Source organism: Spirosoma fluminis (assembly GCF_054778895.1).
Genome location: NZ_BAAGZD010000007.1, coordinates 284,812 through 304,600, shown reverse-complemented (window position 1 = coordinate 304,600; position 19,789 = coordinate 284,812). Strand labels below are relative to the sequence as shown.

Sequence of the window (19,789 nt, the reverse complement as noted above, 5' to 3'; positions counted from 1 at the left end):
CTGGCCGAAAAAAGCCGCTGCCAAAATGGAGCGGCTACTCAACAGTCGGAATTTAGCGCCAGGGTGTCTGTTTCATTCACCCAACCAAAGCTTGAACTCCCCCGCTTTCTCCCGGCTGATAATGACTTCCTCCTCAAAAGCCGGGCAGAGATTCACCTTTAGTTTGCTGTTGAAGTACAGATGCGCTTTGTCGATCGCCCGTAATTCGGCAATGATCTGCCGGTTGAGCCGGAAAAAACGCCGGGGGTCAAGCATGTGCACCAGTTCGTCCAGGGTATAATCAATGAGCCATTCGTGACCATCACGGGTTTTGAGAAACGCCATTTTGTTACGTGAAAAAATATAAGCGACCTCTTCAATACTGATCGAGAACAAGCGCTGCCCCTGCTTGATCATGAATCGATCGCGGAACGTAGCAGCTGGGCGAGTAGCTTCACCGAAGGAGTCCGGCGCCGGTTGTACAGTCCGTAACTGCCCAAGCAGGTTCGCCAATGAGGACTCGAAGGTACTCGTCACCGCCAGTCCAGCCTGATCGACAAGCACTTGTTTGAGGGCGTTTAACTTGGCTAACGCCTGCCGCAAATCGTCTTCTTTGACGGGCTTTAGCAGATAGTCGATGCTATTTACCTTAAACGCCCGAATGGCGTATTCATCGTAGGCCGTCGTAAAAATGACCGGGCTTTTCACCGGCACCTGATTAAAAATCTCAAAGCTCTGCCCGTCGGCCAGTTCAATATCCATGAAGATCAGATCGGGCTGTGGGTTGCTTCGCAGCCAGTCGACCGATTCGTCAACGCTGACGGTCATGCCGACAACATTGGCGGTTGGCTCTACGTCGATGAGTAGTCGCTGAAGCTTACGGGCGGTCAGTTCTTCGTCTTCAATGATGAGAATAGTCATAGTGGGTTTCTTGAATGAGGGGAACCATCACCTGAAAACAGTCGTCCGTTTGTTTTACCAACACATCGGGCTGACCCAGCAGACGGTATTTGGCCGTGATATTAGCCAGTCCAGTCTGATTCGAGGGCACCAGATTCGTCTTTTTTCGGACCGTATTCAGCACAAACAGATTACTCGCTTCGTCAGAATAGATTCGGATCACAAGCGGCTTGTTCGGTAGGGCCGCATTGTGTTTTACGGCGTTTTCAACCAGTAGCTGCAAGGTCAACGGCGGAATCATAAATGAGAGATAGCGTTCGTCAATCGATAGGTCTAGCTCGACACTCCGGCCAAAGCGCATTTGCAGCAAATGAAAATACGCCCGGACAAACTGGAGTTCATTCGCCAGCGTGGTCAGCAACTGTTCGTTGGTTTGCAGGACGTAGCGGTATACCGAGGCCAGTTCTTCGATAAAGCGCTCAGCCTGTTTAGGGTTCTCGGCCACCAGCGATGACAACGTACTGAGGCTGTTAAACAAAAAGTGCGGGTTTATCTGGGACTTTAGTGAATCGAGCTGGCTTTGCAGCGCTTCCTTTTTGAGCCGCTCAGCCTCGTGATAGGTCGACCACCACTGGTGGTACAAATATTTGGCTTCGTAAATAGCCGCCATCGGCACGGTGAACAGAAACGGAATCAACGTATTGACCCAATAGGACCGTTCGGAGATCGGGTAGCCCCAAAACAGCGTTACGTCGTAGAGGTACATGATACCAACTCGCTGAACCACCGTAACGCCCAGGAACCAGACAACCTGCTCCAGAATGCGGGGGGTAGTTTGGTTGAGTCTGGGGTAGTGCCGACGCGCCCGAATGATACCTAGCCGAACTGCCTCCCAAAGCAGCACGCACTCGACCAGGCTCACGAGCAGGGCTACCCAACGACTGATGTGGTTAACGTCGTTGCTGGGCTGGTAGAAGATATAATTGGAGACAATCGAGATGAGCGGTACGCCCACCAGTCGCATCCAGCGATCGTTTAGGTTTTCCATCAGAGAGTAAATGTGTTAAAAAAGCGGCTGACGCGAAAGCGCAGGGCTACCGAAGTGTCGGAAAGGACTGCTTAAGTGTCGGAAGTTCAACATACAGGCGTAAATAGCGGTAACTTAACCTAACTGCTGTCTTTTGCTGAAAACAAGACACCCTTTTAGCCCTATGTTACGTCTCGCTACACTGAATGCTGGCATCCGTTTAGGCATAGTCCTCTTCGCGACCAGTTTGCAGGTAATGGCTCAGGCACCTCAGCGCCAGCCAACGCCTAACGATACACTCAAATCTCCGAACGTACTGGCCGACAACCGGGTCGCCATTCGCCTGTATGCGCCCAAAGCCAGCGAAGTAACCGTCTCCGGTGATTTTCTGGGGCAGCCCAAACCACTTAATCTGACCAAAGATGCGCAGGGCGTATGGTCGGTGGTGGTTGGCCCACTCAAGCCAGACTATTACAGCTACACGCTGATGGTCGACGGAGTACGGACGATGGACCCCAAGAATCCGTCTGTCAAGCAAGGCATCAGCAGCCTGGAGAATATGATGGCGGTGGTAGGCAAGGAGACCGCTTTTGAGGATAATCAGCCCGTTCCACATGGCGAAGTGCGGCAAGTCTGGTACCAGTCCAACTCGCTGGGTATGCCCCGCCGGATGCATGTGTACACCCCACCGGGTTACGAGCAGGGCAAGGCGAAGTATCCGGTTTTTTACCTGCTCCACGGCGGGGGTGACGATGACTCAGGCTGGAACACCATTGGTCGGGCCAGTTTTATACTGGATAACCTGATTGCCGCTGGCAAAGCCAAGCCTATGATTGTGGTCATGCCGAACGGCAGTATGCCCTTGCCGCCTTCATCTGGTATGGCCGATTTTGCCAAAATGCTCCCTAAAATGCAGGAAATGTTTGCCAACGAGCTGACCAAAGACGTAATGCCTCACGTAGAAAAGAGCTATCGAGTCTTAACCGGAGCCAGCAATCGGGCGCTGGCGGGCCTGTCGATGGGCGGCATCCAAACACTAAACGTGAGCCTGTCGCGTCCTGAGCTGTTCAATTATATAGGGGTATTTAGTTCTGGCTTTTTCGGCGGTTCCATCAGCGAAGCCGAAAATCAATATACCAAAGCCTTACAAGACCCTAATTTCAACAAGAACAAAAAGGTATTCCTGTTCGAAATCGGTAAAGATGATTTCCTGATGGAGCCCTGCAAGCAAACCATGGCCTTACTCGACAAGCATAACATCAAATACCAATATAAGGAAACGGACGGGGGCCACACCTGGATCAACTGGCGGCATTACCTGAACGAGTATACACCCTTGCTGTTTCAGTAAAGCCTGTCCCGTACGAATCAGTAGGTAAACGATGAATCGGCTACGTAATAAATCAGCTTTGTCCGTCAGGATGGTTATCGTTTACCTACTACTGGTGCTTATTCGGAGTACTAGTCTTGGCCAGGATGGTTTTGTCGGCGAAAGTCCAAAGCTGGCGTATTGGCAAATTGGCCACAAACGAGAGGTTGTCATTATGTTGCATGGTGGTCCAGCCGCCCAGCACGAATATCTACGCCCGGAATTTGATGGATCACGTAAAGCAGCAACGGTAATTTATTGCGATCAACGAGGTTGCGGCAGGAGTGAGCGGGCAAGCAGTTATGAATGGCGTCATCATGTCAACGATCTGCACCGATTGATTCAATCATTGGCACCTACGAAAAAAGTATATCTGGCAGGTTCTTCGTGGGGCAGTACGCTGGCTATGATGTATGCGTATAAGCATCCTGAACATGTCAAGGGGTTGATTTTAACGGGTACGTATCCGTGGGAAGGCAAAGGATTGACTGGCTACCAATATCAACTACACATGAGAAGCTTCTACAATACCGACATCTTTGTTCACAAGAAAGATTTTTACGAACACCGGATTACTTGGGCCAGAAGGAAAGCCCGACCAGACACGTCTACCATAAGTAAGACAGTAGAAATTTATGGCGGTCCTGCATTTGGCCAGACAAGACTCAGTTTTGCCAGTGCTCCTGTTCTTGACAGCTTACGAAAGATCAGGGTGCCGACATTGATCTTCAACGGAACCAGGCAATGTGAGATAACCGACTGGGGCCACCGCTACGTTGAAATCTCACCCAACGCAACGCTTCATACCATTAACGGAGCCTGTCACGATCCCTGGCTGAGCAATCCAGACGTATTTTTTACGACGTGCAACCGGTTTATCGAGGTGACTAGAAAGAACTGATTGGTCCCTTACAACTAGGATTTGCGTGACAACCATTCCTAAATTTTGCTATTCCACTTTCAGAAGCATTCGGCATTCTTGACCTACACTAATCAGCGTTAAAGCCTGGTAAGTAACCAGCAAAAAAGCTGTCTGCCGGGATTAGTTACGTTCGGGAGAGCAATCGACTCTTGTTAATACGTATTGATACCCCTGCTCTGGGTTTGCCAGTACCCACTTACCCTGTTTTTCAATGCGTTCACCTTCGCGCCACGTTATAGAATCACCTTTCATGGTGAACAGAACCTCATAAGGCTGCGTAACCCCCTCGCCCGAGCGTTGCCAATTGGCTTGTATCTGACCATTTGTCAGCGTACCACTAATGGGACCAACCGCGCGATCTTTCTCGAACGGCAATATCGACAACTCACCCGTTACAGTTGAGTCATTGATGGTTAAATGAAGCACGGTTGTATCGCGGCCAACGACCTGACGAAAGCAAGCCGTACGGGAGGCAGTTGTCGTTGTAACGGAGTCAGTGGATGATGTTGTTTCAGAGGGCCGTTTGCCACAAGCCGCCAGGCCAATCAACAAGGTTACACAGGAGAGAGTAAGTCGCATAAGACAGAATGGAATTAGTTCTGTAAAAGTACCAGTAAACACAAACGGCCGACCACCATTTTATACAATAGCAGTCGGCCGTTTGTTCATCTACCCAAAGGGCAGGTTTATTCGTCTTCAGTAGTAGCTTCCCGATTGGGTTCGGGTTTACCGTACTCGCCGTGGTAAGGCGTGCCAGTCGTTACCTGACCACCGCTGGTCCATAAGCCACCTCCGCGTTCACCGTTGTTTTTAGTATTTTCACCACTGGGGCCGTCTTTCGGTACGCTCCGGTTTTCGTCGTTCTCCATACCCGAGTGCCCGAGACCTGGTTTATCAACTACGGTAGCCACCTGATCATCCGGCTTTTCGGCTCCAGACTTGTTTGCTTCGTTTTCCATGGTTGAGCTGGTTTATTACGTTCGCATTCGGGCTCGCGTTAGGTAGCCCATCGTTGTATCGTTAACCCACTAGCCAAGTCGAATGTTTACGCTGGTAAGTCTGCGACAGAGGTCGCCCTGGTTGCGCCCAATCGATAACTATAAATCGCCCAGCGGCTCGTAGAACGACAGCCGGTTCTGCAGTTGAGTTATCTGGTGCTGTAACAACTCAATCCGCTTCAGGAGGTCACTCACCACATCCAGATCGTCGGCATGAATAGCCAGGTCCTGATGCAGACGTACCAGTTTCTCTAGCCCGGGCAACTCGTCGGGCTGAACGTAAGCCACCTGCTCGACCATTATGACTTGAATGAGTCCACGCTGCGCTAACACGTCGACAAACGTAACATCAACCTGATGATACACACAAAACTCGCTGACGGAGATTAAAGAGTTCGTTTGCATAGGATTCAAAGGCTGGCTAGTTTCCGGAATAGGTCTTTCTGTTCGTCGGTCAGGCTGGTCGGCAACTTTACCTGCCATTGCACGTATAAATCACCGAACGCCCCTTCCTGTTTGTAAACGGGAAATCCTTTGCCTTTCAATCGCACTTTGGTGCCGTTCTGCGTTTCGGGCGGTACGGTCACCTTCACCCGGCCATCCAGCGTGTCAATAACTTTCTCACCCCCTAACACCGCCGTATACAGATCAATTTCTTCATCCACGTAGAGGTCGTCGCCCCTGCGCTTGTATCGACTGTCATCGGCAATGACGAACGTAATGTACAAATCGCCGGCAGGGCCACCGTTTACACCCGGACCGCCGTATCCAGCCAGCTTGATTTTCTGACCGTTCTCAACACCCGCCTTTACGGTTATGCTTATCGTCTTACCATCAATGCTCAGCGTTTGTTTGTGCGTTTTGTAGGCGTCGCGCAAGTTTAGATGCAGTTCGGCCTGGTAATCCTGCCCCCGGAATAGGGCTTCGCGCCGACCCGTCCGAGGCCCTCCTTCCTGCCCAAACATGGACGACAGAAAATCTGAAAAATCAGCTCCGCCGAAGCCTTCCGAAAAATTATAATCGCCCGTTGTCCCCTGCGAGTACTGACGACGTTGCTGTTGTTGCTGCCGAGCTTGTTCGAACTGCTCGGCATGCTGCCAGTCTTTGCCGTACTGGTCGTACTTCTTCCGTTTCTCCGGATCGCTGAGCACTTCGTTCGCTTCATTAATCTCCTGAAACTTCTTGTTAGCCTCAGCGTCGTTCGGATTCAGATCGGGGTGGTGCTTGCGGGCCAGTTTACGATACGCCTTTCGGATGTCTTCGTCAGACGCATTTTTTGGAACACCCAGCACACTGTAGTAATCAACAAAGTCCATAGTGGTAAAAAAAAGCGTGTAGCAGCCACTTCCATAAACGAGCAACCCGATAAGAAGGTTGCCGACGTTCACTTCGCGGCTTTGGGTTAAACAACAGCACCACCTACGCCATCCGGTTATAAACCGTCAGATTGCTCCTTTCAGGATTAGACATCTTACTAGAAACAAATTTTTACCTGATTTTAGCGCATGAAAAACGGCTTACTTATCCTTGCTCTTTTCTGCTTAACACTTGCCGCTCAGGCTCAAACGGCGTCGAAAACCGGCAGTTTAGCCGACATCAGTTTCGTTGAAGGACACTGGCAGGGCACCTTCAACGGTGGGCCAATTGAAGCGACCTGGATGGCTCCGGCAGGTAATAATGCCGCCGGGTTTATCCGAATGATGAAAGACAGCAAAGTCACCATGTACGAAATCCTGGTGTATGAGCAAACTGAGCAGGGGCCCGTCTCGATGGTGAAACACTTTAAGCCCGGCCTGATTGGGCAGGAAGAAAAAGACAAGTCGGATCGGTACCGGTTTATCTCCGCCGAAAAAGATCGGGCGCTGTTCGAAAAAGAAGACGGTTCGATTCGTATTATTTATGAAAAACGCGGCAAAGACCAGCTAGCGATCCAGCGGGGCCAACCGAAAGACGGTCAATGGGCATTCAGCGATCTGTTTGTCTTCAACCGTGTTCGATAGCCTCCGCGTTACGTCGCCAGCAGGAAGCAAACGGTTTCTGCTGGCGACGTATCGCGGGCAGCCAGTTTGTTCGGTCCGATACGTTCAGCCTACGAACGTAACCAGTTATACGTTACAATGACGCCGTAGGCAAACACAATATGGGCTACAAACAGGCTCACTAAATAAGACTTCAACTGAATGGCGGGGGGCTTTGGATGCAGTGCAAAAAAGCTGTACCAGAACACGATAGCGACAAACCCGCTTCCAATGCCAAACCAGATTCCCGATTGACTATCGGGCTGGCCAATATCCAGAGACCAGAGAAGATAATAAGCCAGGGCAAAGGCAATACCGATGGCATAATGCGCCAGGATGCCCACCGTAATTGCTCGCTTACTATCCGAAAGCTTTCCATCGGGCGACGTCTCGAACGTTAGCATCGTACCTAAGATCTTGGTTACTTTCATGACCCGCTCGGTAAAGAAGGTCATGATGTACATGAACAGCGTCATCAGGGCGGTTCCGGCTACACCGGCGATAACGATCTCTAACAGCTTCATAGCCTGCGCTTTTAAGGTTGGTGGTTAGTAGGGAGTAATGCAGTATAAACTAAATTTAGCGCGAATCGCTACAATCTGTTCGTCTATGGCACCCTACACAATCCCCGCACAGACCCGCATTGGTCACGTTCACCTCAAAGTAGCCGACCTTGACCGCGCGCTGGCTTTTTACTGCGATTTGCTGGGCTTTTCTCTGATAACCACCTACGGCAAAGAGGCCGCTTTCATTTCGGCGGGTGGGTATCATCACCACATTGGCCTCAATACGTGGTACAGCAAAGGTGGCCCACCCGCTCCGGTTCATAGCGCAGGGCTGTTTCACACCGCTATCCTATATCCGACACGCCGGGACCTGGCCGTTGCCTTTCAGCAGTTGATTGATGCCCAATACCCCATCACGGGCGCTTCTGACCACGGTGTATCGGAGGCCCTGTACCTGAATGATCCGGATCAAAATGGGGTAGAGCTGTATTGGGATCGTCCGATGGATCAGTGGCCGCACAAACCCGACGGGTCTATTGAGATGTACACGCACCGACTGGACCTGAACGATCTGCTTATGGAGATAACTAAGCAGGGATAACGAAGGCGTTTCGGCGGTTTCCGTCGCGTACAGAGATTTACTTTTACTAGGCATCTCTACTTTAAAGCCTGATGTTACGTTCAGTTGTCGGCTATTTGCAGAGAATTTAGCTAAATTACCCATGCTTTCCTGCTTTCGTTTTATTTTTGCTTAAAAACCTACAATCTTACATGGAGACGCAATCAACCACCACTTCATATCCATGGCGACGCTTTTACCCGAAAGAAGTGCCGTATGAAATAAACGCCGATGCTTATCCGTCACTCGCTGCAATGATGGAGGAGGGTTTTCAGAAGTTTGCGGACCGACCCGCTTACGCGTGCATGGGTAAGCAACTGACCTTTACCGAAATTGATAAACTGTCGCAACAGTTTGCGTCCTTCCTGCAAAACGACTTAGGTCTTAAAAAAGGCGACCGGCTGGCTATTCAGATGCCAAATACGCTGCAGTATCCCGTAGCTATGTTTGGGGCTTTGCGGGCCGGGCTGATAGTTGTGAACACGAATCCGCTGTATACCCCCCGCGAAATGCTGCATCAGTTCAAGGATTCGGGCGCAACGGCTATTGTCATCCTGTCCAATTTCGCCAGTAATCTGGAAAAGATTCTGGATAAGACGGGTATTAAGCACGTAGTGGTTACGCAACTGGGCGATTTGCTGGGCTTCCCCAAAAAGCAGATTGTCAATGCGGTCGTTAAATACGTCAAGAAACTGGTGCCTGCGTACAAACTGCCCGGCGCTATTTCGTTCAATGATGCCTTAAGTCGGGGTAGTGGGCAACCCTTCCGGCCCGTCGCTATTAAAAATACGGACATGGCCTTTATTCAGTACACGGGTGGGACAACCGGCGTATCGAAAGGCGCAATGCTGACGCACCGCAACATTATCTCCAACGTAGAGTGCCAGCATTACTGGATGAAGCCGGGCGGTATCCCCGATGGCGAAGGAACAATTGTAGCCGCTTTACCTTTATACCACGTTTATGCCCTGACGACCAACGCACTGGCCGCCCTGAGAAGTGGTTCAATGAATCTGCTGATTACGAATCCCCGCGATCTGAATGCGTTTATCGACGACCTGAAAAAGTATAAGATTACCGCCTTCACCGGAGTCAATACGCTGTACAACGGCTTACTTAACCACGCACGTATTGGCGAGGTTGATTTTAGTCATCTGAAAGTAACGTCGGCCGGTGGCATGGCGTTGCAAACAGCGGTTGCCGAGCGCTGGGCAAAACTGACCGGGAACACCCCCTGCGAAGGGTATGGCCTTACGGAAACCTCACCGGTGCTTTGCTCTAACCCCGTCGATGGAACGGTGCGGGTAGGTTCCATTGGTATCCCCTGGCCAAGCACCGAAATGAAAATCATTCATGATGATGGTACCGATGCCGAAGTTGGCGAACCCGGCGAAATCGTGGCGCGTGGCCCTCAGGTCTTCCTGGGTTACTACAACCGCCCCGACGAAACCGCCAAATCCATGATCGGCGACTGGTTCAAAACGGGCGACGTGGGCGTAATGAACGAAGATGGCTTCTTCAAGATCGTTGACCGGAAAAAAGACATGATTCTGGTGTCGGGCTTCAACGTGTACCCGAACGAGATCGAAGACGTAGTAGCCCAGTGTCCCGGCGTGATGGAAGTAGCCTGCATTGGCGTTCCCGACGAAAAATCGACGGAGGTGGTGAAGATATTTGTCGTCAAAAAAGACCAGAGCTTAACCGAAGACTCGATCAAAGCGTACTGCCGGGAAAACCTGACTCCCTATAAAGTACCCCGCATCATCGAATTCCGGAACGAGCTGCCCAAGTCGAACGTGGGTAAAATCCTCCGCCGACCGCTGCGGGACGAAGAGATGGCAAAACTGAAAAAATAAGCCACAATGCACCGAAGCCCCGAACTAGAGATAGTTCGGGGCTTCGGTTTTGACGACAGGATTGGTTTGGTCAGGCAACGAGTTGCTCCATTGAAGGCACTTCGTCGAGCGTTGACAACTCCTGCTGAAACCCTTTCACCTGTTTGATGAACCGGCTTGCCTTCCGGCGGGACACCTCGACCCGATCGCCGTTCAACAAACTGACAGTCAATTGCTGCTGATCGGGATGGATACCCTTCAGGTAAAGAAGATTTATAATGTTCTTCTTGTGAGGCCGCACGAACACTTTAGCCGAAAGGCGGCTTTCCATCTTTTTCAGCGTAAGCGACACCATAAGCTGACTGCCGTCGTCGAAATGGAATACGGTGTAGTTCCCTTCGCCCTCCAGTCGTACAATGCGATGCATGGGCATCTTCTTGCGGTATCCCCAGAAAGGAAGTGTGAGGTCAGGCATAGCAAATTGGTCGGCAATCTGCTCTACGCGGGCATTCGTTAATGGCTTGGCCAGTAAAAGAGCCTTCATAAACTGAACATGTTAAGGTGTGAATAGATAACCTGTGCCCTACAAGAATAAGATTATTCATCTATCTTCATAGGTCAACAGTAGCAAGTTTACACAAAATTCAGAATCAAGCCGTTAGCTAACGTCATTTTTTTAATGACTAATTTCAGTTAGCCGCTCAGAGATCTGATGCTGGCTGTTCCGGAAGACATAAATCTCGCCTAACGAACTTATTGAAGCGCTTTAGCCTTTGACGCTAAACGGACTCGTACTCTTTTATCAGCATGGCAACCCTGCTCGATTTAGTCGGCAACACCCCTTTAGTTGAATTAAACCGACTTAATCCCAATCCCAACGTAACGCTTTACGGCAAACTTGAAGGTAACAACCCTGGTGGCAGCGTAAAAGACCGGGCCGCAGCCAGTATGATCCAGGGCGCTTTGGAACGGGGCGCAATCAAACCCGGTACCACACTCATCGAAGCCACCAGCGGCAACACCGGCATTGCGCTCGCCATGATCGCCCGGCTGTACGACATCCCAATCGAGTTGGTCATGCCCGAAAATGCAACGCGCGAACGAGTGCTAACCATGGAAGCGTTCGGGGCCAAAGTCATCCTGACGGAAACCATCGAAAGCGCCCGCGATTATGCCGACGCTCAGGTAGAGAAAGGCGGGTATCTGATGTTAAATCAGTTTGCGAACCCCGATAATTACGGAGCGCACTACCGCACAACGGGCCCCGAAATCTGGCGCGACACCAACGGACAGGTTACGCACTTTGTCTCGTCAATGGGCACTACGGGTACCATTATGGGTACGTCGCGGTATTTGAAAGAGCAGAATCCCAATGTGCAGATTGTAGGCTGCCAACCAACGGATGGCTCCTCCATTCCCGGTATTCGGAAATGGCCGGTCGAATATCTTCCCAAAATATTCGAGCCTGAACGCGTAGACCGTGTTATGGAAGTTTCCGAACAGGATGCCGTCACGATGACCCGTAAACTAGCAAACAGAGAAGGCGTTTTTGCGGGTATGAGCAGTGGCGGAGCAGTTCATGCAGCCGTGCAGCTTGCTCAGGAACTCGACTCGGGCGTCATCGTCTGCATTATCTGCGATCGGGGTGACCGGTACCTGTCGTCGGAATTATTCGGTTAATCAGCTTTCCGAGCAAACTCTGACCACGACGGTACGTCTGCTACCATTTACAGATTCACCCCAAACATAGCCGTGTTTTGGGTACCTTTGTGGTATGTATAAGCGTATTATCCTACCGCTATTATTCCGTTTTGACGCCGAAACGATTCACCATTTTGTGACGTCGCTGCTCAAGCTGGCTTTTGCCGTGCCGGGAATTTCGGCCATTTGCAGAAAACTCTACGTTGTTGAAGACCGCCGTTTAGAACGTACCGTTTTCGGTTTAACCTTTCCAAATCCGATTGGTATGGCGGCTGGGTTCGACAAAAATGCCGAACTGGTCAGCGAGTTGAGCGACCTGGGTTTCGGCTTCGTTGAGATTGGCACCGTCACCCCACGCCCGCAACCGGGAAATCCGCGCCCACGCCTGTTTCGTCTGAAAGCGGATGGTGGTCTCATTAACCGTATGGGATTCAATAATAAAGGCGTTGGTCCGGCCGCCGGTCGCCTGCGTGATTTTGCGAAAAACAAAGGCCAGCGAACGGTCATCATCGGCGGGAACATCGGCAAGAATAAAGATACACCCAACGAAAGCGCCCTGGACGATTACCTGATCAGCTTTCGGGAGTTGTTCGATGCCGTCGACTATTTCGTGGTTAATGTAAGCTCCCCCAATACGCCGGGTTTGCGCGACCTTCAGGAGCGGGAGCCGCTCACCCGGCTTTTAACCGCCCTGCAAACCGAGAACCGTCGTCAGCTAACGCCCAAACCGATTTTATTAAAAATTGCACCCGACCTGACGAATGGTCAGCTAGACGACATCATTGCTATTGTGGGTGAAACAGGCATCGCCGGTGTTATTGCCACCAACACAACCATTAGCCGGGCTAACCTTGTCACCGATTCGGCCGTTGTTGAGCAGATGGGCGCTGGGGGCGTTAGTGGCCGTCCGCTGCGGGAACGAGCCACCGAAGTTATCCGGTATTTGCACCAGCAGTCGAGGGGTGCGTTTCCAATTATTGGCGTGGGCGGTATCTTCTCGGCCGAAGACGCCCTTGAAAAGATCCAGGCCGGTGCCAGTCTGGTTCAGGTCTATACGAGCTTTATCTACGAAGGTCCAGCTCTGGCTAAACGTATCAATCAGGCGCTGTTGACCGATATAGCGCCCCAGGCGCTCCCCACAAATTCGTCTACTGATTTTGGCATCAGGGCGGTTGGTTAAGGTTGTTCAGTAATTCCATGCGTTTGTTCGCGGTTTTTCGTTAAAAAATGGGAAATTTACCCCTGCCGCTACAGCTTCATCTCAACGCATGGCCCAACCAACCACATCACCCCGCCAGAATACACTCCGACGCCCTACCGAACGTAACGAACCGCGCCCACCCCGACCGAATCGGAATAGCGCAACCGGCGGTCGGCTACGAACTCCTTCGTTCAACTGGGGAGCTGCGCTCGATCGATGGCTTACCGATCAGCGCTCAACGCTCACCTTCGGGGTGTTGCTTATGGGGCTGTCGATTGGTTTGCTCGTCGCCTTTGCCTCGTACCTAATCAATGGAGCAGCCGACCAGAGCGTGGTAGGTTCAGCCTTTTCTGAACCACTGGCCGAGTCGGGGACTGAAACCCGCAACTGGGTAGGCCTGGTTGGCGCGTATGTTGCGCACGTATTTGTTTTTCGCTGGTTTGGCGTAGGCGCCCTGGCTTTACCAATCATTGTGTTTCTGGCTGGTTTCAAGCTAACGTTTGGGCACGAACTGCTGCCGCTTAGCCGAACAACCACGGCGCTGCTGTTTACCGCCGTCTGGACTAGCCTTATGCTGGGCTACATTGTGCTCGTTACCAACTCCGCCGAAACCGCCAGTGTCTGGTGCGGAGGCATTGGCTACGAGCTTAACGTGGCGATGTATAGCTTGTTCGGCTGGGGAAATCTGGCCTTTATCGCTTTCCTACTTTTCTTTTTTATCGTCTATTTCTTTGACGTCAGGAGCCTGCGTATGCCGAGCTTCTCAACCGCTCCCCGGCCCCATTCCGAATCCCGCGTTGGTGATGCCCTGCAGACGTACGAAGAAACGGATGAAGCCGAAGATGTAGAAGAGTCGCCCCAAATGGCACCAGCCGTTCCGAACAGCCAGTTTATTACGCCTATTCTGACTACTGACTTAGAAGATGAGGAAGTAACGGATCCAGCGAATCCACCTGTTGATACAGCAGAAAAGCCGTTTCCGGAGATCATTGCCCAGACAACCGGCGTTACGTTAACGATCAAGAACCGCGAACCGCTGCCTGACTCTTCCGTCGATGAGGAGCTTAGTGCTACGCCCGCGCCAACGTTTGAGCCTGACCCGTTTGAAGACGATGATCTGGTGGCTATTCATGGCTTGTACGACCCTACGCTCGAATTACCTCAGTATTTGCCTCCGACGAACGAGCTGCTGACGGATTACCCAAACACCCGCAAGGCGCAGGTGTCGGACGATGAGTTGACGGCCAATAAAGAAAAGATCGAGAACACGTTACGTAACTTCGGGATCGAGATCGACTCCATTCAGGCGTCGATTGGCCCAACCGTTACGTTGTACGAGATTGTGCCGGCCAAGGGAGTCCGTATTTCCAAGATTAAAAGCCTCGAAGATGACATTGCCCTGAGTCTGGCCGCTCTTGGTATCCGGATTATCGCGCCGATGCCCGGAATGGGTACCATTGGGATCGAAGTACCTAACAAGAACCGTGAGATGGTATCGATGCGCTCGGTGATTACGAGCGACGTATTCTCGAACAGCAAATTCGATTTGCCGATCGTGCTGGGCAAGACGATTTCCAATGAGATTTACGTAGCTGATCTGGCGAAAATGCCGCACCTGCTCATGGCCGGAGCTACCGGACAGGGTAAATCCGTCGGCTTGAACGTACTGCTAACTTCGCTGATCTATAAAAAACACCCGTCACAGTTAAAGCTGGTGCTGGTCGACCCGAAAAAGGTGGAGCTGACCCTCTTCAACAAGCTGGAGCGGCATTTCCTGGCCAAGCTGCCCGACTCCGAAGAGCCGATCATTACCGATACGAAGAAGGTCGTAAATACGCTCAATTCGCTTTGTATCGAAATGGACAACCGGTATAACCTGCTCAAGGACGCCGGTTGCCGGAACATCAAGGAATACAACGCGAAGTTTGTAAAACGTCGGCTCAACCCCGAAAAAGGGCACCGGTTCCTGCCTTATATCGTCCTGATTATTGACGAGCTGGCCGATTTGATGATGACGGCCGGCAAAGAAGTCGAGCAACCCATTGCCCGGCTGGCTCAGTTAGCGCGGGCCATTGGCATTCACCTGGTCGTGGCTACGCAGCGCCCTTCGGTAAACGTCATTACAGGTCTGATCAAAGCCAACTTCCCGGCACGTTTGTCGTTTAAGGTAACCTCGAAAATTGACTCACGGACTATTCTGGATGCGGGCGGTGCCGAACAGCTCGTTGGCATGGGCGACATGCTTCTGTCCTCCAATTCCGACATTATTCGCCTACAGTGCCCTTTTGTTGATACGAATGAAATTGAAGAGCTTTGTGAGTTTGTCGGCAATCAGCGGGGGTACGACGACGCGTATGCCTTGCCCGAGTTCGTTGGCGATGATGGTGGACAGAGCGAGGATAAAGATGTCGACCTCGACAACCGCGACCCGATGTTCGATGAAGCGGCCCGTCTGATTGTGATTCATCAGCAGGGAAGCACATCGCTGATCCAGCGTAAGCTGAAACTTGGCTACAACCGTGCCGGGCGGCTCATTGACCAGTTGGAAGCGGCCAAAATCGTCGGTGCTTTTGAAGGCAGCAAAGCCCGCGACGTACTGGTTTCAGATTTACAGCTGCTGGAAGAGATGCTCAAACGATTAAAAGGTGAGTAGCCCACCCGGCCTTTCGCCCAGTTAAACCTTTGTCTTTACATTTTAGTCTAACCACTATACAAATCGCTTGACGAACAAGGGAATCAGACAGCTTGAATTTACGAGTAACCCATAAAATAATGAGAAAATTAGCGTGGATGCTGAGCCTGGCAATGATAATGACCTTACCTGCCGTGGCTCAGAAAGACAAACGTGCCCAGACGATTCTGGATGCGATGAGCAAGAAATATAAAGCCTTAAAATCCTATCAGGCCAGCTTCACCTATGCCAGCGTGGGCGGGGGTACCAAAGATTCGTACAAAGGCGATTTGACGGTAAAAGACAATAAATTTCGGTTGTTGTTAGGTGGTCAGGAAGTGTTTACGGACGGCAAAACGATGTCGACCTACATCAAAGAATCGAATGAGGTAAACGTTCAGGACTACGATGCCAACGCAAATGGCGAGTTGAATCCAACCCAGATTTACACCATCTACAAACGCGGATTTGATTACCGGTTTCTGAAAGAGCAAAAGCAGGGAGGTCGTACACTCGAAGTGATTGAACTAACGCCCAACCGGCCGAAGAGCCCGATCGCGACGGTTCAGATCTCGGTTGACAAAGCTGATAAATCCGTTCGCAACTGGCAGATTGTGAATAAAGACGGAAAACGCACGTCGTACACCATCACGAAATTCACGCCCAACGTTACGGTACCTGATACCTATTTCGTCTTCGACAAATCAAAATACCCTGGTGTTGAGGTCGTAGACCTTCGGTAACCGTTGACACCACAGGGCTGTGCGTGCAGGAGATGCTGGTCTGTTTCTCCTCACGCACAGCTCTGCGCATTTATACCTTCCCGCCGAAGGCCAGATCGCCCGCGTCGCCGAGGCCGGGCACAATGTAATAGTGATCGTTCAGGTAGTCGTCGATAGCACCTAACCAAAGGTGGCACTGCGGCAATCGCTGCTGAACGTACTTAACGCCCTCGGGGCTGGCAATTGCCGCTGCGATATGCGTCTGGGCCGGAATTCCGTAACGTAGCAGGGCATGATACACTTTTTCGAGCGAACGGCCCGTGGCTAACATCGGATCGCACAGGATCAGCGTTTTGCCACTCAGGTCCGGACTAACCACGTAGTCCATTTCGACGGTAAACTCGTCGCCCTCGCCCGGTACGTAGCCCCGGTATGCCCCGGCAAATGCGTTTTCGGCCCGATCGAAGTAATTGATAAATCCCTGATGGAAAGGCAGGCCCGCCCGCATAATTGTGGCTAGAACGGGCTGTTGACGAAGAACTTGCGTGCTGGCCGTACCTAATGGCGTCGGCACCGATACATTATGATACGGTAACGTCTTCGAGATTTCATACGCCATGATTTCACCGATTCGCTCCAGATTCCGGCGGAACCGCAACGGGTCTTTCTGGAGAGAAACATCACGAAGTTCGGCGATAAACTGATTAGCCAACGAGGGTTGTTGCGTGAAAACGAACATGAGCTGAAAAGATCTTCGGCTGTAAATTACCCGTACGGTTGGCGTATATCCAAACCAATTGTCTAATTTAACCGACTCATACGACCACCCGGTCGCCTTATGGAGCACCTTAGGGTCAACACCCGCAGACTTACATGCGTACCAACGTTTATCTTTTTTGCCTTCTCTTTTTTTCGATATCCGCTCGGGCACAAAGCCCATTTGTGCCGCTTAACGCCGATTATTACCACATTATCGACCGGTTCGAGATCCGCCAGAATCGATGGGCAGACGGTTTTCACAGCTCCGTCAAGCCCTACAACCGCCAGAGCATTGTTCAGCTAACCGATAGCCTGGCCGCTAATCCCCAGCGCGAGCTGTCGGCTACGGATTATTTCAACTACGATTACCTGCGGGACGACAGCTGGGAATGGGTGAAGCCGCAGGATTCACTCCAGATAGATCCGCTATTACGGCAGGTAACGTCATCCGGAGCGCCCGGTGATAGCCCCAAGCCTTTTCTAAAACACTTTTACCACAAAAAAGCCGACTTTTATAGTTTACAAACGGCCGACTTCGACCTGCACGTCAATCCGGTGCTGAACCTCGGCTTCGGCGTGGAAAACGTATCGCAACGTACCGAGGCCGCGACCGACGGGTTTGAGCAGCTATTTGTGAACACCAGAGGTATCGAAATCCGGGGCACCATTGCTAACAAGCTGGGCTTTTATTCGTTCTTCTCGGATAATCAGGCGATATATCCAACCTATATCCAGCAATACGGCCAGATTTACAGCCGCAACGCAGGTATTGAACCAGCCGCGCCGGGCGAGGGGTTCGTCAAACCGTTTCGCACGAACGGCGTCGACTTTCTGTCGGCAAGGGGGTACATTACGTTCAATACGTTAAAAATCATCAACGTACAGTTCGGGCATGACCGCAATTTTTTCGGCAATGGGTTTCGTTCGCTGCTGTTGTCCGATAACAGTGCGCCCTATCTGTTCTTAAAGCTCTCCACTCGTTTGGGTCGTCGTATTCAGTATACCAATCTGTTTACGTCGCTGCAGAATACGCAGGCTCCGTTGCCAAATGGCGACAAGCTTATCCCGCCCAAGTTTGCGGCTATGCACCACCTCAGCATCAACGTAAACGACCACATCAACGTCGGTTTGTTCGAAGCGGAAGTGTTCAGCCGCGACCGGCTCGACATCAGCTATCTGAACCCAATTATTCTGTATCGGTACGTTGAGTCGGGGCTGGGCAGCGCCGACAACGCCATGATCGGTATTGACTTCAAGGCCAATTTCCTTTCTCATTTTCTGGTTTACAGCCAGTTTATGCTCGACGAGTTCCGGCTGCAGCAACTCTTGGGCGGAAAAGGCGATTGGACCAACAAGTTTGCGGTGCAGGTCGGTGGCAAATACATCGACGCGTTTGACGTACCCAACCTGGATTTGCAGGTCGAAATGAACCTGGCCAGGCCGTATACGTATTCCCACGAGGCCTCCCGAACGGTAAGCTCGGGCCAAACCAACTACGCTCACTACAGCCAGCCGCTGGCTCATCCGCTTGGGGCTAACTTCGTAGAAGGATTAGGGATCGTTCGGTATCAGCGTAAGAAGCTGTCCGCAAACGGCATTTTTGGAATCATGATGTACGGCGCTGACCCGGCCGAAGATATCAACTACGGAGGCAACATCCTGAAAGATTACAATACGAAGTTCCGCGACGAAGGCAATTTCATTGGCCAGGGACGTAAAACGGTTGTTACTTACGCTGATCTCCGGGCCTCTTATATGATCCGTCACAACGTATTTCTGGATGCCCGGTACATGTACCGATTCCAGGACAGCCAGTACCGGCCCAACAGTTACACCAACCAGGTAGCCAGTTTTGCCCTCCGCTGGAACCTACCCTACCGAAATTGGGTATTCTAAACGGATAACGGAGTTATTTACGGCTAACGTTATCTAGTTTAAGCGAAATGGTAAAACTTTGCAGAATTAAACCTGCTGAACGTATTAAATGCTCGACCTCATCCGTCAGGAACTGACTGAAGCCCAGTCCGTTCTGGATACATTTCTCAACAATCCGAATCACCTCAACGCAATTGCGCAGGCCGCTGAACTCATGGCCGATGCGCTGAAAGCTGGGCGTAAGATCATTTCCTGCGGTAATGGCGGCTCCCACTGCGATGCCATGCACTTCGCCGAGGAGCTGTCTGGCCGCTACCGCGGTGATCGTCGGTCGTTGGCGGCCATTGCCATTTCTGACGTTAGCCACCTTTCCTGCGTCAGCAATGACTACGGGTACGAACACGTGTTTTCGCGCTTCCTCGAAGGATTAGGCAACGAAGGTGACGTATTGCTCGGCCTGAGCACGAGCGGTAACTCAGCAAACGTAATCCGAGCCGTAGAAGCCGCCCGACAAAAGGGAATGAAAGTCGTTCTGCTGACGGGTAAAGATGGGGGCAAACTCGCCAATCAGGCCGACGTTGAAATTCGCGTACCGCACTTTGGCTACGCCGATCGTATTCAGGAAATTCACATCAAAGTGATTCACCTTTTCATCCTGCTCATCGAAAAACAGGTTATCTGAACCGC

Annotated in this window: 20 protein-coding genes; 11 read left to right on the top strand and 9 right to left on the bottom strand. The window is 51.5% G+C overall.

Translation table 11 applies throughout. From position 1 onward, the window contains the following. Positions 1-72: 72 nt before the first annotated feature. Together ACYVBJ_RS12935 and ACYVBJ_RS12930 are read right to left on the bottom strand one after the other, a co-directional pair. Positions 73-900, bottom strand: a complete 828-nt coding sequence (locus tag ACYVBJ_RS12935; RefSeq protein ID WP_460982717.1) for a LytR/AlgR family response regulator transcription factor — start codon at positions 898-900, stop codon at positions 73-75. Beyond that, on the bottom strand, positions 881-1,927 hold the full coding sequence (locus ACYVBJ_RS12930) for a sensor histidine kinase (protein WP_460982716.1): 1,047 nt from the start codon (positions 1,925-1,927) through the stop codon (positions 881-883). Before ACYVBJ_RS12930 ends, ACYVBJ_RS12935 begins: the two co-directional genes overlap by 20 nt. A gap of 163 nt (positions 1,928-2,090) precedes the next feature. On the opposite strand from ACYVBJ_RS12930, the gene ACYVBJ_RS12925 reads away from it, so the two are divergent. Next, positions 2,091-3,257, top strand: coding sequence for an esterase (locus ACYVBJ_RS12925; protein ID WP_460982715.1), 1,167 nt, complete (start codon positions 2,091-2,093; stop codon positions 3,255-3,257). Positions 3,258-3,288: 31 nt separating this feature from the next. Further along, positions 3,289-4,176, top strand: a complete 888-nt coding sequence (locus ACYVBJ_RS12920; protein WP_460982714.1) for an alpha/beta fold hydrolase — start codon at positions 3,289-3,291, stop codon at positions 4,174-4,176. A 141-nt stretch (positions 4,177-4,317) separates the two neighbouring features. Here the strand turns inward: ACYVBJ_RS12920 and ACYVBJ_RS12915 are convergent, their stop codons facing one another. From ACYVBJ_RS12915 to ACYVBJ_RS12900, 4 genes are all read right to left on the bottom strand, one after another. After that, complete coding sequence (locus tag ACYVBJ_RS12915) at positions 4,318-4,776, bottom strand: hypothetical protein (protein WP_460982713.1); 459 nt, start codon at positions 4,774-4,776, stop codon at positions 4,318-4,320. Positions 4,777-4,883: 107 nt separating this feature from the next. Continuing rightward, positions 4,884-5,156 carry a hypothetical protein gene (locus tag ACYVBJ_RS12910; protein WP_460982712.1) on the bottom strand — a complete coding sequence of 91 codons (273 nt, stop codon included), beginning with the start codon at positions 5,154-5,156 and terminating at the stop codon, positions 4,884-4,886. A gap of 138 nt (positions 5,157-5,294) precedes the next feature. After that, positions 5,295-5,600, bottom strand: a complete 306-nt coding sequence (locus ACYVBJ_RS12905; protein ID WP_460982711.1) for a chaperone modulator CbpM — start codon at positions 5,598-5,600, stop codon at positions 5,295-5,297. Positions 5,601-5,605: 5 nt separating this feature from the next. Continuing rightward, entirely contained in the window at positions 5,606-6,511 is a 906-nt protein-coding gene (locus tag ACYVBJ_RS12900; RefSeq protein ID WP_460982710.1) for a DnaJ C-terminal domain-containing protein, read from the bottom strand. Between the two features lie 189 nt (positions 6,512-6,700). Between ACYVBJ_RS12900 and ACYVBJ_RS12895 the strand changes: the two genes are divergently transcribed. Beyond that, positions 6,701-7,195: a DUF6265 family protein gene (locus ACYVBJ_RS12895; protein WP_460982709.1), complete on the top strand. Its 495-nt coding sequence runs from the start codon at positions 6,701-6,703 to the stop codon at positions 7,193-7,195. An 89-nt stretch (positions 7,196-7,284) separates the two neighbouring features. Here the strand turns inward: ACYVBJ_RS12895 and ACYVBJ_RS12890 are convergent, their stop codons facing one another. Beyond that, on the bottom strand, positions 7,285-7,737 hold the full coding sequence (locus ACYVBJ_RS12890) for a DUF6789 family protein (protein WP_460982708.1): 453 nt from the start codon (positions 7,735-7,737) through the stop codon (positions 7,285-7,287). Positions 7,738-7,822: 85 nt separating this feature from the next. Here ACYVBJ_RS12890 and ACYVBJ_RS12885 point away from each other — a divergent pair, with 85 nt between their 5' ends. After that, entirely contained in the window at positions 7,823-8,320 is a 498-nt protein-coding gene (locus tag ACYVBJ_RS12885) for a VOC family protein (protein ID WP_460982707.1), read from the top strand. A gap of 170 nt (positions 8,321-8,490) precedes the next feature. Then, a complete protein-coding gene (locus ACYVBJ_RS12880; protein WP_460982706.1) occupies positions 8,491-10,194 on the top strand; it encodes an AMP-binding protein in 1,704 nt (567 codons plus the stop codon). Positions 10,195-10,264: 70 nt separating this feature from the next. Here ACYVBJ_RS12880 and ACYVBJ_RS12875 read toward each other — a convergent pair whose 3' ends face one another. Continuing rightward, complete coding sequence (locus ACYVBJ_RS12875; protein ID WP_460982705.1) at positions 10,265-10,717, bottom strand: LytR/AlgR family response regulator transcription factor; 453 nt, start codon at positions 10,715-10,717, stop codon at positions 10,265-10,267. A 263-nt stretch (positions 10,718-10,980) separates the two neighbouring features. On the opposite strand from ACYVBJ_RS12875, the gene cysM reads away from it, so the two are divergent. From cysM to ACYVBJ_RS12855, 4 genes are all read left to right on the top strand, one after another. Continuing rightward, complete coding sequence (gene cysM, locus ACYVBJ_RS12870) at positions 10,981-11,853, top strand: cysteine synthase CysM (protein ID WP_460982704.1); 873 nt, start codon at positions 10,981-10,983, stop codon at positions 11,851-11,853. 94 nt (positions 11,854-11,947) lie between these two features. Continuing rightward, positions 11,948-13,054 (top strand): quinone-dependent dihydroorotate dehydrogenase, encoded by a 1,107-nt coding sequence (locus ACYVBJ_RS12865; protein ID WP_460982703.1) that lies wholly within the window; start codon positions 11,948-11,950, stop codon positions 13,052-13,054. Positions 13,055-13,142: 88 nt separating this feature from the next. Further along, a complete protein-coding gene (locus ACYVBJ_RS12860) occupies positions 13,143-15,728 on the top strand; it encodes an FtsK/SpoIIIE family DNA translocase (RefSeq protein WP_460982702.1) in 2,586 nt (861 codons plus the stop codon). Positions 15,729-15,847: 119 nt separating this feature from the next. Further along, positions 15,848-16,489: a LolA family protein gene (locus tag ACYVBJ_RS12855; protein WP_460982701.1), complete on the top strand. Its 642-nt coding sequence runs from the start codon at positions 15,848-15,850 to the stop codon at positions 16,487-16,489. Positions 16,490-16,559: 70 nt separating this feature from the next. Here ACYVBJ_RS12855 and upp read toward each other — a convergent pair whose 3' ends face one another. After that, positions 16,560-17,207 (bottom strand): uracil phosphoribosyltransferase, encoded by a 648-nt coding sequence (upp, locus tag ACYVBJ_RS12850; RefSeq protein WP_460982700.1) that lies wholly within the window; start codon positions 17,205-17,207, stop codon positions 16,560-16,562. A 134-nt stretch (positions 17,208-17,341) separates the two neighbouring features. On the opposite strand from upp, the gene ACYVBJ_RS12845 reads away from it, so the two are divergent. Together ACYVBJ_RS12845 and lpcA are read left to right on the top strand one after the other, a co-directional pair. Continuing rightward, entirely contained in the window at positions 17,342-19,123 is a 1,782-nt protein-coding gene (locus tag ACYVBJ_RS12845; RefSeq protein ID WP_460982699.1) for a hypothetical protein, read from the top strand. An 88-nt stretch (positions 19,124-19,211) separates the two neighbouring features. Continuing rightward, entirely contained in the window at positions 19,212-19,784 is a 573-nt protein-coding gene (lpcA, locus tag ACYVBJ_RS12840; RefSeq protein WP_460982698.1) for a D-sedoheptulose 7-phosphate isomerase, read from the top strand. The last annotated feature ends 5 nt before the right edge of the window (positions 19,785-19,789 follow it).